This window comes from Flavobacterium gossypii, from assembly GCF_014138495.1.
Lineage (GTDB): Bacteria > Bacteroidota > Bacteroidia > Flavobacteriales > Flavobacteriaceae > Flavobacterium > Flavobacterium endophyticum.
On record NZ_JACJIS010000002.1, the window covers coordinates 370,558 to 384,206 of the forward strand.

Genomic DNA, 13,649 nt, shown 5'->3' on the forward strand with positions numbered 1-13,649 from the left:
TTGGGGCTTTTTTATATAAGTAATTTAGAAATTCATTTCACCTCTTTAGAAACTTCTTTCACGCTTTTAGAAATTCTTTTCACTCCTTTAGAAACTATTTTCATCTCTTTAGAAATTCATTTCATGCCTTTAGAAACTCTTTTCACCTCTTTAGAAATTCATTTCACGTCTTTAGAAACTCTTTTCACTCCTTTAGAAATTCATTTCATGCCTTTAGAAACTCTTTTCACTCCTTTAGAAACTTCTTTCACCTCTTTAGAAATTCATTTCATGCCTTTAGAAACTCTTTTCACCTCTTTAGAAATTCATTTCACGCCTTTAGAAACTTCTTTCACGCTTTAGAAAATACGCTTTGGCGCTAAAACCGATGTAGAGCCGTAAAAATTAATGAGGCAGCTTGTCTTTTAACAAGCCATAAAGAAATGTTCCGATCAAGGCACCCAAAAAAACAATGCCTATTCCGTAAAAGCCAGCGCCTATCAAGATAAAAATAGGTCCCGGACAAGTACCGATCATTCCCCAGCCCAATCCGAAGATCGTGCCCCCGATGATGTAATTCTTAAAGCCCTTTTCCTTATCCGCAATCTGTATCGGCTTGCCGTCAAGCCCGATAACACCATTCCTCTTATAAATCTGGATACCAATAACACCCACCACAATAGCCGTCATAATAATTCCGAACATATGGAACGACTGGAATTGGAACATCTCATAAATACGGTACCAAGAAACCGCCTCCGACTTAGTCAAGACAATCCCGAACAAGATACCAACAAGCAAATATTTTATAAATTTCATCGTATAAATATAATAGTATTATTTTCTTTCCCCCTTCACCTCCCACCCTGACCCTGACAGGGTTTGTAACCCTGTCAGGGTCATTAAAAAATCAAAGGCAATAAAAAATGCGCCGCTATCAAGCCGCCCACAAAAAAACCAATAACCGCTATCAAAGAAGGCAATTGCAAGTTGCTCATCCCCGTAATCGCATGACCAGAAGTACATCCCCCAGCATATCGAGAACCAAAGCCGACCAAAAGACCTCCGAAAAGCAAAAACCCAAAGATTTTTGGCGTAAAGATGGTCTCACTAGAAGTAAAAAGCTCCGGAAGCAGATTGCCATGAGGCGCATCAATATTCATCGCATTCAACTGCGCTACAGTAGCCGGATTCAAGTTGACCCCAGAACCATCGCTCAAATAATGCACGGCGATAAAGCCCCCGATCATCGCACCAAGCACGACAACCAGATTCCAGCGCTGCGCTTTCCAGTCAAACCTAAAAAAATCAGAAAACTTTCCCGCTCCAGAAATAGAACAAAGCGTACGAAGATTAGAAGACATACCAAACGTCTTCCCGAAATAAATCAAAAGAAGCATCACAGTCCCAATCAAAAATCCCGAAATATACCAAGGCCAAGTGCCATAAAAACTATACATAGCTGAAAATATTTACGCAAAAATAACAATTCGCTCCCACTCTTCCGTAATATTCCGCCTTAAAATAGAACCCAATTAAAATAAACATTTAATTTTGGTGCGGAATTACACCCTACATACAATGAAAAAATTTGCGATCGAAATCAAATGGGGCATCCGATACACTTTCTGTTATCTGGCATGGGCCATCCTTGAAAAATCTTTAGGTATTTATGGAGAGAACATGAGCTTTTATATGCTCTCTTCCCTACTATTTTACCTTTTTGCAGCACTCATCTATACCCTGGCCTTAAAAGAAAAAAAGACCCACTATTTCAATGGCAGCATGGACTGGAAACAAGGCTGTGCCACCGGACTCTACATGACCATTGTAATCGCCCTGCTCATGCCGCTGACACAAGCTTCATTGCATGAATTAATTGCCCCTGAATTTTTCGAGAACATGATAAAAGCCTCAAAAGACAAAGCCAGCGCGGCAACCTATTTTAATTTGAAAAGCTATATCATACAAAGCATCTTTTTTGCGTTATCTATAGGCATGGTAATTTCGGCTATCGTAGCCTATTTTGTCCAAACTAAAAAAACAAAATAAATGAAAACCAAATCTTTCATACTAGCACTATTCGTCGGAATCCTTGCAGTTTCCTGCGTAAGTACCCGCTCGACAATCAAAAACATCGACGACAACGCCCCAGAACCTATCCTGACCAAAGACGGCTGGTTCCTTTTAACCGAACTTAGCAAGGACAAAAAATACGGCTACGACAAAGACTATCCGATCAACGTATTCTACAAAAGCGTTGCCGACGAAGACATCAACCCGAAACGCTTTCTAGATGCCCTCACAGGTCCCAAAGGCGAAACCATAAGCTATAAAAAAATAGAAAGCTGCTGTCCCTTCCCTTCCAAAAGAAACGAAATGGGCGCCGGACTCTTAGACGTTTATGAAATCACGTGGCCCGGATTAGCAAAGCCCATCCGCCTCTACTTCAACATCTACGAAAAAGGCTATCTCTTTGTCCCAAAAGGATTTGGGCTCAAGAAAAACCAATAACAAACCAACACGAACACGCTGCTCAAAGTACGTTCGTGTTTTTTTATGCCTCAAAAATTCTATTTCAAAACCCTATAATACAACAGAAAGTCTAAAAAAATTCAATTTAGAAAACAACAAAACAAATTACCTATAAATCCCTATCTTTTTGCTTCTTAAACTTTTAACAGAATTTATCTTTCGATTAATATTATTTGTAAATTTGCGCTTTCAAAAACAACACTTATGAATCTACAAGATATCCCAAAAATAAAGCACCTAGACAGCAATAACTTTTTCCTTTTAGCAGGACCTTGTGCCATCGAAGGCGAAGAAATGGCCCTTCGAATTGCCGAAAGATTAGTTGAAGTCACAAACAAATTAGAAATCCCTTACGTATTTAAAGGCTCCTTCAAAAAAGCAAACCGTTCCAGAATAGACAGTTTCTCTGGAATCGGCGATGAAAAAGCCCTAAAAATTCTAAGAAAAGTTTCCGAAACTTTTGACGTTCCGACAGTTACAGACATCCACACTAACGAAGACGCCGCTATGGCAGCAGAATATGTAGATGTGCTTCAGATTCCTGCCTTTTTAGTACGCCAAACCGATTTAGTCGTTGCCGCGGCTAATACAGGAAAAACCGTAAACCTTAAAAAAGGACAATTCATGAGCCCTGAAAGCATGAAACATGCCGTACAGAAAGTATTGGATTGCAACAACCAAAAAGTAATGGTAACCGACAGAGGAACCATGTTTGGCTACCAAGACATGATTGTAGACTACCGCGGCATCCCAACCATGCAGCAATACGCTACCACAGTATTGGATGTAACCCATTCGCTACAGCAGCCAAACCAATCAGCAGGCGTAACAGGCGGAAGACCAGACATGATCGAAACCGTTGCAAAAGCTGGAATTGCCGTAGGCGTTGACGGAATCTTTATCGAAACCCATTTCGATCCAGCAAACGCAAAAAGCGATGGCGCTAACATGCTAGACCTGAAATATTTTGAAGGACTCATGACAAAATTAGTAGCCATCAGAAAAACCGTAAATAATTTTTAATATTAATATCCCTCATTTTGAAACATCCATTCCTAATGGGTGTACTAACTTTTTTTTGTGCTTTTTCACAGTACACCTTTGCCCAAGAACTGGCAACAAGTCCTGAAAAATACACTGCTCACAACAAAGGAAAATTCTTTATCTCTTGGGGTGGCAACAGAGAATCTTACACAAAATCAGACATTACTTTTAAAGGCGATGGCTACAATTTCACAGTTAACGACGTGAAAGCACACGACAAGCCAAAAGGGTATCATCTTGATTATTTGAACCCTGCAAGAATGACCATTCCTCAAACTAACTTGAGAATTGGGTATTTTATCAGCGACCATTACAACGTTTCTATCGGCGTTGACCATATGAAATATGTAATGACACAAGGCCAGACTGCCAATGTAAATGGAGAAATCAACCTTCCAGAATCTGAAGCAGGATCAATCCACAACGGTATCTATGACAACAGACCAACCGTAATGTCAGAAGACTTTTTGAAATTCGAGCATACAGACGGACTAAACTACGTGCACGCACAAATTAACCGTGTTGACGATATCTCAAGGTTTTTTCACCTTCCAAACACAGACAAATTCCAGATTAATTTGACAGAAGGTGTCGGCGGCGGATTTTTATACCCTAAAACCAACGCAACCCTGTTGAGCAAGCAACGTCACGACGATTTCCATGTTTCTGGATACGGACTTTCTGCACAAGTAGGACTTAACTTGACATTCTTCAAGCACTTTTATATACAAGGCGAGCTAAAAGGAGGCTATATCGACATGCAAGACATCAAGACCACTTCTAGCAATGCCGACAGCGCATCGCAACATTTCGGATTCTTCCAAAGAATCATTACTGTAGGCGGTATTTTCAGGCTGTAAGCACTTTGAAAAAATAATTTAACATCCCTCGAAAATTTCGAGGGATTTTTTTTGCCATTACATTTTATTTACTTTACTTTGTTACTCAAAGTACTTTATATGGAGACAAACAAATATCTTAATGACATTACAGAAATCAAGAACATGATGAATCGTTCTTCTCGATTTCTTTCGTTAAGTGGCTTATCAGGAATTTTAGCCGGAGTTTATTGTTTAATCGGAGCCTGGCTTGCCTATCAAACGATATACACCGATTCGAATAATGTAGGTTCCTATAAAAATTTAGTCCTTACAGAAGATGCCATGAAAAGGCTTTTTGCCATCGCATTTATCGTAATACTGTTCTCCCTACTTACCGGAATTATACTTAGCATCAAGAAAGCAAAAAAAGAAAACGAAAAGATCTGGGATGCTTCCTCAAAAAGACTAATCATCAACTTTGCTATTCCGTTGGCGACTGGTGGTTTTTTTATATTATTCCTTATTGAAAAAGAAATCTATGGCTATGTAGCACCATTAACGTTGATTTTTTACGGACTGGCTTGCGTAAATGCCAGCAAATACACTTTAGGCGATGTCCGCTATTTAGGAATTACACTGATTATCATTGGCTTGGCTTCCTCTTATTTTATAGGCTATGGATTGTTTTTCTGGGCTTTAGGATTCGGTATTTGCCATATTTTTTACGGATCGATGATGTATTTCAAATACGAAAAAAATTAAAATTATATTTAAAACTTTACAAATAGTATCTTTGGCCCGCCTCTGAAAAGCACAGAAATAGTTAAACTGCTCACAATTATAACTTGAAAAACATCATCCAAAATATCAACAAAGCTTTTGACCATAGGATCAGACTCGGAATTATGTCTATTCTTATGGTAAACGAATCTGCTGATTTCAATATGCTGAAAGAGCTTTTGGGAGTGACTGATGGTAATCTGGCGAGCCATACCAAAGCATTGGAATCTGAAAATTATATTTCGATAGAAAAACAATTCATCGGAAAAAAACCAAACACAAGATATATTGCTACCAAAGAAGGGAAAAAAGCCTTTAAAGAACATATTGATGCTCTTGAAAAATTGATCCAAAAAAGCTGATGCTTTTTTTTATCTTTTTACTTTGAAAAACAAAGTACTTTATAAAATACAAATACTGCGCTATGAGAGATTTATTTATCGAAAAGCTTTATGAAATAAGCAAAAAGCCTTACCAAAAGCTCTTTAAAAAAGGCGAACCTTGGACAATCAGCCAAAAGGAACTGCTGCAACTGCCTGAAGAATCTCTAGGATTCCATCTTGGCTGTTTTCTGTTGAAATACAATTTCGAAATCCAGCCGAAATTAGAAAATCATGACGTATTCCATGTACTGACCAATACGGGCGTTTCAGTTCCGGAAGAAATTGGCATGCAGTATTTTTTATACGGGAACGGCAAACGCAGCTTTTATTTGTATATGGTGCTAGTAACCGGAACCCTCTTCTACCCTGCCAAAATCAGCTACTTCAAAAGCCAATACCAAAGAGGAAAGAATGCCTTGATATTCCATAGTCTAGACTATTCAAAAATGCTAAATATTCCTTTAAATACAATACGTAACACATTTAAAATCATATAATCATGGATAACGAAATAACTCAAGAAAACTGGTGGAAGAGAAATTGGAAATGGTTTGTTTCCTTGCTCGCTTTTATTTTGGCAAGCCTAATTCTAGCGTATGCTATAGCCCAAGGCAACTTTAAAGATATTGCACAGGCCTATAACGATACGGCGCTTTATACCAATGCAATAGACCAGGCAAATGACAATGAAGAAGTTATTGAGATTCTTGGAGAAATCGGGCCTTTAGATAATCTGGCAATTTTAGAAGGAAGCACCAAATATTCCAATAACAACAAATCTGTTTTTGCCACCGTGCGGATAAGAGGAAAAAAGAAAAGAGGAAGGATGGATATTGCTGCCCAAAAAGTAAATTCAGAATGGATTTACGAGATAATTAAAGTCCGAATTGAGAAATCAACTCAAATAATAAAGGTCAAAGAGTAGTTAAAATAACTATTCCAACGACTGTAAGGCTCAAAATAAACCAATGTCCCGGAATAGTAATTAAGTATTTTACTTTTCTAATTCACGAACCGTAATATAATTATCGTCTTCCATTTTCCAAGAATCGCCTTTGACCTTGATGGTTTCGCCAATCTGGACAGAACGGTATTGTTTCGGGTCTTTTAGATTCGGGATGCTGATTGTGGCATAATAAATTTTGCCGTCATCAGTGGTCAGGATAGCCGTATAACCGTCTTTTCCTTTGTTTATTTCGCCGACTTTTCCTTGAACAGCGACGGTTTCTACTTTTTCTTCTTCTTTTCCAGCTTCTGTAGTATCAGGAGTTCTGATTTTCACGACTTCGGTGCCGTCTTCCTTTACAGCAGCTTTTTTATTTGAATTACAGGCCGCTACAGCTATAGCCGCTCCAAGCACAAACAATTTTACAAATGTAGTTTTCATAGTACTTCTATTTTTTTATAAAGATAGAAATAGGACAACTAAAAAGCGAACAAATCTTTCACAAAAAAGCCCAGATACTTCGAGGCCATTTTTTATTCTCCGTCAACAAACGGCTGTAGGTATTTGAATCTTTCGGTGAGCTTTCCGTTTTCCGTCATTTTGGCACGCTGTAATATTCCGTCCTTATCGCCATTGAAAAAAGCAGGAATGACATGCTCCATGAACATCTCTCCAAATCCTTCGCTAGCATCTTTAGGCAGTTCGCAAGGCAGATTGTCAACCGACATGACTACGATAGCAGCCGGATGGAAGACATCCACTTCTTTATGTTCGCTCGGAAGATAACCGAACAAAGGGTCTGCAATTGTAGAAGCTTTGATCGTTGCCGCAATAGGACCGTCTACATCACAAGAAATATCGGCTATAATCTTAATTTTATTGTCTTTTGAATTGAGCATTTCTCGCGATAAGATTACCGGAGCGCCATTGCCATAGAAGTGGCCGGCCATGAAGATATCGGCTGCTTGCGAAAAGCGTTCGAAATCGGAAGTATAGTCTTGCGGATTGGCATAAAAATCTTCTTTATCAAGAAGCTTACCGTCTATTCGTTTATTATAATCCAAAACATCTATTTGCGTATAGACCGGTCCAGAATAATTTTTAGACAGGAAATGTTCTGGGGTAACCTGTTTTATTTTCATCCCGTCAAGGATTTCTTTAGCGCCCATACCTACTTTTCCATGGCCTGTCAGTACAATCTTGATGGGCGGCAACGTCTGTCTTCTCAATCGAGCAATCAAGTCATCTTTGCTTGATAATGTTTCCGCTTTCGGAAGATTAAACAATTCGAATTTAATTCCGAACGCTCTTATTCCGTTGTAAGCCCCTACGATTCCGGCATATCTTCCAAAACCAATAAGCCTTTTGTAATTGGCACCTACTATGGTCTCGTGATCGTATAAATCGATTTTTTTTTCTAGGATTGCCTGCAAAAGTTTTCTGTTATGAGGCTGTTTTTTGATGGTATGCGAAAAGAAAAAATATTTTTTGTTTGGAATCAGCCACTCTACAGGAACTTCTTTTACTCCAAAAAGCACGTCGCAATCAGAGACATCCTCTGTAACCTCTAGTCCCAGTGATTTGTATTCTTCGTCCGTAAATACCCTGATATCAGAGCTTTCGACTTTTAGCTGTGCTTCTGGATGTTCCTTAAGCAATCTTGATGCTTCTTCTGGTGTAAATACAACCCTCCTGTCAGGCGGGTTTTTTCTTTCCTTAATAATTCCGAATTTCATATTAGTTTTTAAAAAAGTAAAGGGTGGTCTTTAATTTTATCGCGAGATGATTAAAAGTATCGCAATAATTTAACAAAATCATAGTATTAAACAATTTGTTATAACTACAACGATATAATTTGTTCCAAATATAACATTAACTCAAAAGCCATGCAAGACATTTACGTAGAAATAATGCTGCATTTTTTTAGTTTTTCTTCCTAAAATGTTAAAGGAGGGATACCGTACAATAACTTTTATTTTATTTTGTTAAAGTAGAAACATAGTTTGTCGCTTTTTCTATATTTGCTATTCAACCACCGAATTAAAATGACTTTTTCAAAATATATATACTCCTTCCTTGTTTCGGCTTTACTTTTAACGTCATGCCAAGAAAAGGAAAAACAGATTGCTTCTAATGACCTTACCGAAAATACTACAGATGCACTTTCACCTTATACCATAAAATCTAAAAAACTCCTGCCTAGTTATGTATCTTCAAAACAGGAGAGCTTAGAGAAATTTTACGAAAAGAACTGGCCCAATAATTCTATGAACGGCGGCTTTCTCGTTGCTAAAAACGGACAGGTGATTTTCGAAAAGTACGAAGGCAAGTCTAATTTTTCTAAAGGAGAAAACATTGATGCCAACACGCCGCTCCATATTGCTTCTGTATCAAAGGTACTCACGGCAACTGCCATCTTGAGACTTATCGACAGGGAAAAACTAAATCTTGAAGACAAAGTCAATAGCATATTGCCTACATTTCCTTATGATGAAATTACCATCAAGATGCTTTTGAACCACAGAAGCGGCTTGCCGAACTATGCTTATTTTGCAGACGATACTAAAATCTGGAATCGTTCAAAGATGCTTCAGAATCAAGACATTCTTGATCTGCTGGCGCAGCATAAATTCGGATTGTACTTTAAGCCGGACAGAAAGTTCGGCTATTGCAATACCAATTATGCCATCTTGGCGCTGGTCATTGAAAAAGTAACAGGCAAAAATTACCGCAATGCCATGCAGGAAATGATTTTTGAGCCGCTGGGTATGAAAAATACTTATGTCTACGATTATGCTAAAGACAAAGAAACCTCAAGTCTTTCCTATAAAGGCAATAAAGTCTTATATGAGATGAACCATCTGGATGATGTCTATGGCGATAAGAATATTTATTCCACTCCAAGAGACCTGCTAAAATTTGACATGGCAACTTATTCCGATAAATTTCTTAATTCAGTTTTGGTCAGCGAGGCGTTTAAAGGATACAGCTATGAGCATAGAGGAACCAAAAACTATGGCCTAGGCATTCGCATGCTGGAATGGGAAACGGGAGAGCAGCTATTTTACCATAACGGATGGTGGCACGGAAATACTTCATCGTATGTAAAGCTCAAAAAAGATACCGTGGCCATGTTTGCTATTTCAAACAAATACACATTAAAGACCTACAAAATCTGGAAGTTGGCGCCTCTTTTCGGCACCTACCCGATCAAGCTTGACAAAGACGACGTCGCAAATTAGCCTGTCCATTGCAAATTCGATTTATTTGGACTACTTTTGCGGTATAGTTTTTGCTTTATAGCAGAGTTCTTAAACATATTGGGGTCGACTGGTTTTGACAGCAAGTCGAATTGAAAAGTAAGCACGTCGAGAACTGGGACAATTCTCGTTACTAAATGGTCCTAACACTTTTACACGGCGAAAATAATTACGCTTTAGCTGCTTAATCCGAATTATAGTACGATTTGCCTAGTTCCTGCAAGGCAGGAAAGCTAGATTCTCCTTGAAAGCCTTGGTTTGTGGCGTTCTTAAAAGGAGAACCGTAAAAATAAACCTAGAAATGGTCAAGCTTCGGGGCTGTTTTGACAACTAAGAAGATAAGCATTGTGTGGCTGTTCCTGGCCTTGCTCAATGACGAAAATCCAATCAGGGAATAAACGTGTAGAAAGCCTTTTGGTTGCTTGTTTGGACGGGAGTTCGACTCTCCCCGACTCCACAATGTACTTTAGAGACCAATAGATAAAACTGTTGGTTTTTATAAAAAACTTCTTTAAAACCGCATGGAGCCTGCAATTATGACAGTTGCAGGCTTCGTCGTTTTTAGTTGGCAACCAACAAAATTTACAAAAATGCTCAGAAAATCTGTGGCACATTCGTGGCACAGGGTCATGTGGACTTGATACCTTTTCTGCCACAAAAAATTAAGGCGAATTTTTCTTAACAAGTTTAAATGAGTTAAAAAAAAAATACATATATTATTTTTACTGCACATCAAGCATAACATCTCTAACTTTCAAGAAGATGAAAAGTACCAGGAAAAGATACAGCACCGAATTTAAAATCTGGGCCGTTAAGACCTGCTTTGACTATAAAAGCGTACGGCGTGCGGCCGACAAACTGCGGATCAACAAAAACAGCCTACAGCACTGGAAAAACTTATTCCGAGACGGGAACCTGCAGCAGACAGCAGGTTCAGATTTGGATAGAAAAGAAACAGCCATACTGCAGAAGGAACTCAAAAACATCAGACTGGAGCGGGATATTTTACAGGAAGGCGCCTGTCTCCTGCATCAGGGCAGACGCGCCAGATACCTGTTTATAAAAGAAAACACAGGCAGGTTTCCCGTTGGGAAGATGTGCCGGATTTTTCAGGTGAATCCTAGCTGCTATTACAAATGGCTGAAAGGGCTGTCCACCAGCAGGGCGGAACGCAGGATTTTTATTACATCAGAAATTTCAAGGATTTACCACTGGAGCGAGGGCAGATATGGAAGCCCGAGAATAAGCAGAGAACTGGCAACACTAGGCATTAAAGCCTGCCCTTCTCTGGTCAGAAAGATAATGGCCGAACAGCAGCTCCGTTGGATTAGAAAATTAAAATTTAAAAGGACCACACTTTGCTCCCCTAAATATCCGACTGCCGAAAATTTATTAAACCAGAATTTTAAGGCCAAAACCAAGAACCAGGCATGGGTGTCAGACATCACTTACATCAGGACAACCAAAGGCTGGGCATACCTTACCACAGTTATAGACCTGTTTGACCGAAAAGTCATAGGATGGTCATTAAGCAGAGGCATGAAAGCTATGGACACCAGCATCGCTGCTTTTAAAAAGGCCCTCCTGAACCGTCCTCTACTTTCTGACCAGAAATTAATCTTTCATTCTGACAGGGGAATTCAGTATGCCAGCAAAATATTTGTCTACGTATTATCAAAAAACAGCCAGATCCTGCAAAGCATGAGCCGGAAAGGAAACTGCTACGATAATGCAGTAGCTGAGAGTTTTTTCAAAACGCTGAAAACAGAACTGGTAAACCGGGATCAATATAAAAACAGAAAACAAGCCAGAAAATCAATTCATAACTATATTGAAAATTTCTACAATACAGTGAGAAGACATTCTGCCCTTGGAAATCTGACGATGGAAGAATTTCAAAATCAGCAAATACGCTCTAGTTAAATCTATCTCAATTTTGGAAAATATTTACAAAAAATAATACTCTTAACTTTTACTCCAGTTTTTGTTTGCATATCCAAACGGACTATATGCTGAAACTATCCATTTCCTAGTACGGGTAGATTTCTTTTTATCAGAACCAGATTAGGTTTTCGGTCACCTATTACTTAAAAATTACTCCCGCCTCAGTAGTTTTTATCTGGTCAAAAAAAATAATAGCATGAGACAACGCAATATCTTGTCTATAGGTCCTTAAAATTTGCCATAATTTTAACATTTGTTCAATATGCCTATCTAATTATTAAACATTAAATTAGATAAAAAACTAATGGAAAGATCAATACAGGAACAGCTGCTTCTTTTGAAGAGCGTTGTAGAAAATGCCCCCCTGCCATTGGGAGTATATGCAGGTAGCGAATTGACAATAGTACTGGCAAACGATGCAATGATCAAGGCATTGGGCAAGGGAAATGAAATCATCGGTAAGCGATATACCGAAATTCTTCCCGAATTAGAAGGACAAGAGCTCTTTGCCCAGGCTAGATCCGCTATGGTAACAGGAGTTCCTTTCCATGCAAAAGGATCAAGAGTAGATATCGAAATAGATGGGCTTCTCAAGACCCACTACTACGATTACAGCTACATACCCTTGCGTGATACTGAAGGAAATATATTTGCCATTATGAATACCGGAGCAGATGTAACCGACCTGGTAAATACACGATATAATATTGAGAATGCCGAAGAAAAATTACGCCTTGCAGTCTCAGCAGGCGGCCTGGGAACATATATTACAGATCTTTCTAGTAATCAAGTCGTCGTATCTGAGCTTTTCAACGAAATATGGGGCACTAAGGGCCAGCCTGCGCGAGCAGATATTATTGGCCGGATATGCCCGGAAGATCTGCCGATAAGAGAAGAAGCCCATGCAAGGGCCTTGCTTTCCGGAGATGTAGACTACGAGGTGAGGCTGGAAAAAGGGCTTTCGTTGCGATGGGTACGTGTCAAGGGCAGGATAATCTGCGATGATGCAGGAAATCCTGCAAGCCTTCTGGGCGTCGTACAGGATATAACCGAGACGCGGGAGTTTGCCGAAGAGCTTAAAAGGCAGGTGGAACAGAGAACTTCCGAATTAAAACGATCTAATGAAGATCTATTGCATTTTGCCAACATTGTAAGCCATGACCTCAAGGAGCCTCTGAGGAAGATAAGCACATTTAATAGCCTGCTACGGCAAAAATTGGGAGAGGACATAAATGAAGACGCGCGAAAGTATTTCGGCAAGGTGGAAGACGCAGCAAACAGGATGACGTCCATTATCGATGGGGTACTCAATTACGCTACGCTGAATGAATTGGGCCATCCTGTGGAGAAAATCAATATCAATCAGCTAATTGAAGACATAAAGGGAGACCTTGAGCTGGTTATCCAGGAAAAAAAAGCCATTTTGATATTGGACAGGCTCCCGGAAATTGAAGGAGCACCTGTCCTGCTGCATCAGCTGTTCTACAATCTTATACACAATGCCCTGAAATTCTCAAGGCCCCACGACCCGCCTAGAGTGACAATCTCGCATGAACTGGCAATTATTGATGATACGGAATATATAAGGATTTGTATCAAGGACAACGGCATAGGATTTGATCCTGCCAATTCGCAGAAGATTTTCGACGTATTTAAGAGGCTCCACTCAAAAGATGAGTTTGAAGGCACTGGTCTGGGTCTGGCGCTATGCAAAAGGATAGCGGAACGCCATCAGGGCGATATAACTGCTGTTGGCAGCAAGATCGACGGGGCCAAATTTACTGTTGAGCTTCCGCTAAAGCTTCCAAAAAAGTCTATCTGACAGATAATAGAAGTTGCCTATTAACCGAAAAGCTTTTCTCAATATTTCCCTTATAGACAGAATCTCTATAGCCATACGAATCGTATACTATTTTAAGGAATATGACAGTCGCTTTATCCGGCCCACGTTGCAATT

Annotated in this window: 16 protein-coding genes and 1 other RNA gene; 13 read left to right on the forward strand and 4 right to left on the reverse strand. The window is 39.3% G+C overall.

Annotation, left to right across the window (positions count from 1 at the left end):
• A complete protein-coding gene (locus GGR22_RS11565) occupies positions 1–342 on the forward strand; it encodes a hypothetical protein (protein WP_182493784.1) in 342 nt (113 codons plus the stop codon).
• Positions 343–384: 42 nt separating this feature from the next.
• Here GGR22_RS11565 and GGR22_RS11570 read toward each other — a convergent pair whose 3' ends face one another.
• Together GGR22_RS11570 and GGR22_RS11575 are read right to left on the reverse strand one after the other, a co-directional pair.
• Positions 385–798 (reverse strand): DUF6691 family protein, encoded by a 414-nt coding sequence (locus tag GGR22_RS11570; protein WP_182493785.1) that lies wholly within the window; start codon positions 796–798, stop codon positions 385–387.
• A gap of 83 nt (positions 799–881) precedes the next feature.
• Positions 882–1,439 (reverse strand): YeeE/YedE family protein, encoded by a 558-nt coding sequence (locus GGR22_RS11575; RefSeq protein WP_182493786.1) that lies wholly within the window; start codon positions 1,437–1,439, stop codon positions 882–884.
• 121 nt (positions 1,440–1,560) lie between these two features.
• Here GGR22_RS11575 and GGR22_RS11580 point away from each other — a divergent pair, with 121 nt between their 5' ends.
• From GGR22_RS11580 to GGR22_RS11615, 8 genes are all read left to right on the forward strand, one after another.
• A complete protein-coding gene (locus tag GGR22_RS11580) occupies positions 1,561–2,031 on the forward strand; it encodes a DUF4199 domain-containing protein (protein WP_182493787.1) in 471 nt (156 codons plus the stop codon).
• Positions 2,032–2,493 (forward strand): 2-dehydro-3-deoxyphosphooctonate aldolase, encoded by a 462-nt coding sequence (locus tag GGR22_RS11585; protein ID WP_182493788.1) that lies wholly within the window; start codon positions 2,032–2,034, stop codon positions 2,491–2,493.
• A 225-nt stretch (positions 2,494–2,718) separates the two neighbouring features.
• Positions 2,719–3,537 carry a 3-deoxy-8-phosphooctulonate synthase gene (kdsA, locus tag GGR22_RS11590; RefSeq protein WP_121376596.1) on the forward strand — a complete coding sequence of 273 codons (819 nt, stop codon included), beginning with the start codon at positions 2,719–2,721 and terminating at the stop codon, positions 3,535–3,537.
• Between the two features lie 35 nt (positions 3,538–3,572).
• Positions 3,573–4,418 (forward strand): hypothetical protein, encoded by an 846-nt coding sequence (locus tag GGR22_RS11595; RefSeq protein ID WP_121376597.1) that lies wholly within the window; start codon positions 3,573–3,575, stop codon positions 4,416–4,418.
• Positions 4,419–4,517: 99 nt separating this feature from the next.
• Positions 4,518–5,141, forward strand: coding sequence for a hypothetical protein (locus GGR22_RS11600; RefSeq protein WP_182493789.1), 624 nt, complete (start codon positions 4,518–4,520; stop codon positions 5,139–5,141).
• Between the two features lie 83 nt (positions 5,142–5,224).
• A complete protein-coding gene (locus GGR22_RS11605; protein ID WP_121376599.1) occupies positions 5,225–5,521 on the forward strand; it encodes a winged helix-turn-helix domain-containing protein in 297 nt (98 codons plus the stop codon).
• Positions 5,522–5,583: 62 nt separating this feature from the next.
• Positions 5,584–6,039, forward strand: coding sequence for a hypothetical protein (locus GGR22_RS11610; protein ID WP_182493790.1), 456 nt, complete (start codon positions 5,584–5,586; stop codon positions 6,037–6,039).
• Between the two features lie 2 nt (positions 6,040–6,041).
• On the forward strand, positions 6,042–6,467 hold the full coding sequence (locus GGR22_RS11615) for a cytochrome c oxidase assembly factor Coa1 family protein (protein ID WP_182493791.1): 426 nt from the start codon (positions 6,042–6,044) through the stop codon (positions 6,465–6,467).
• Between the two features lie 69 nt (positions 6,468–6,536).
• Here GGR22_RS11615 and GGR22_RS11620 read toward each other — a convergent pair whose 3' ends face one another.
• The gene (locus tag GGR22_RS11620; RefSeq protein ID WP_182493792.1) at positions 6,537–6,929 is read right to left on the reverse strand and encodes a hypothetical protein; all 393 of its coding nucleotides are present in this window, start codon (positions 6,927–6,929) and stop codon (positions 6,537–6,539) included.
• A gap of 92 nt (positions 6,930–7,021) precedes the next feature.
• Complete coding sequence (locus GGR22_RS11625; protein ID WP_182493793.1) at positions 7,022–8,224, reverse strand: NAD(P)-dependent oxidoreductase; 1,203 nt, start codon at positions 8,222–8,224, stop codon at positions 7,022–7,024.
• Between the two features lie 309 nt (positions 8,225–8,533).
• Here GGR22_RS11625 and GGR22_RS11630 point away from each other — a divergent pair, with 309 nt between their 5' ends.
• From GGR22_RS11630 to GGR22_RS11645, 4 genes are all read left to right on the forward strand, one after another.
• Positions 8,534–9,730 (forward strand): serine hydrolase domain-containing protein, encoded by a 1,197-nt coding sequence (locus GGR22_RS11630; protein ID WP_182493794.1) that lies wholly within the window; start codon positions 8,534–8,536, stop codon positions 9,728–9,730.
• A gap of 80 nt (positions 9,731–9,810) precedes the next feature.
• Positions 9,811–10,208, forward strand: a transfer-messenger RNA (tmRNA) gene (gene ssrA / locus GGR22_RS11635).
• 302 nt (positions 10,209–10,510) lie between these two features.
• Positions 10,511–11,671 carry an IS3 family transposase gene (locus GGR22_RS11640; RefSeq protein ID WP_182493795.1) on the forward strand — a complete coding sequence of 387 codons (1,161 nt, stop codon included), beginning with the start codon at positions 10,511–10,513 and terminating at the stop codon, positions 11,669–11,671.
• A 325-nt stretch (positions 11,672–11,996) separates the two neighbouring features.
• Positions 11,997–13,514 carry a sensor histidine kinase gene (locus tag GGR22_RS11645; RefSeq protein ID WP_182493796.1) on the forward strand — a complete coding sequence of 506 codons (1,518 nt, stop codon included), beginning with the start codon at positions 11,997–11,999 and terminating at the stop codon, positions 13,512–13,514.
• Positions 13,515–13,649 lie beyond the last annotated feature (135 nt).

Excerpts from the sequence above, each read along its gene's own strand:
- GGR22_RS11570 (WP_182493785.1), bottom strand. The coding sequence starts at position 798 with ATGAAATTTATAAAATATTTGCTTGTTGGTATCTTGTTCGGGATTGTC.
- GGR22_RS11575 (WP_182493786.1), bottom strand. The coding sequence starts at position 1,439 with ATGTATAGTTTTTATGGCACTTGGCCTTGGTATATTTCGGGATTTTTG.
- GGR22_RS11580 (WP_182493787.1), top strand. The coding sequence starts at position 1,561 with ATGAAAAAATTTGCGATCGAAATCAAATGGGGCATCCGATACACTTTC.
- GGR22_RS11585 (WP_182493788.1), top strand. The coding sequence starts at position 2,032 with ATGAAAACCAAATCTTTCATACTAGCACTATTCGTCGGAATCCTTGCA.
- kdsA (WP_121376596.1), top strand. The coding sequence starts at position 2,719 with ATGAATCTACAAGATATCCCAAAAATAAAGCACCTAGACAGCAATAAC.
- GGR22_RS11595 (WP_121376597.1), top strand. The coding sequence starts at position 3,573 with ATGGGTGTACTAACTTTTTTTTGTGCTTTTTCACAGTACACCTTTGCC.
- GGR22_RS11600 (WP_182493789.1), top strand. The coding sequence starts at position 4,518 with ATGGAGACAAACAAATATCTTAATGACATTACAGAAATCAAGAACATG.
- GGR22_RS11610 (WP_182493790.1), top strand. The coding sequence starts at position 5,584 with ATGAGAGATTTATTTATCGAAAAGCTTTATGAAATAAGCAAAAAGCCT.
- GGR22_RS11615 (WP_182493791.1), top strand. The coding sequence starts at position 6,042 with ATGGATAACGAAATAACTCAAGAAAACTGGTGGAAGAGAAATTGGAAA.
- GGR22_RS11620 (WP_182493792.1), bottom strand. The coding sequence starts at position 6,929 with ATGAAAACTACATTTGTAAAATTGTTTGTGCTTGGAGCGGCTATAGCT.
- GGR22_RS11625 (WP_182493793.1), bottom strand. The coding sequence starts at position 8,224 with ATGAAATTCGGAATTATTAAGGAAAGAAAAAACCCGCCTGACAGGAGG.
- GGR22_RS11630 (WP_182493794.1), top strand. The coding sequence starts at position 8,534 with ATGACTTTTTCAAAATATATATACTCCTTCCTTGTTTCGGCTTTACTT.
- GGR22_RS11640 (WP_182493795.1), top strand. The coding sequence starts at position 10,511 with ATGAAAAGTACCAGGAAAAGATACAGCACCGAATTTAAAATCTGGGCC.
- GGR22_RS11645 (WP_182493796.1), top strand. The coding sequence starts at position 11,997 with ATGGAAAGATCAATACAGGAACAGCTGCTTCTTTTGAAGAGCGTTGTA.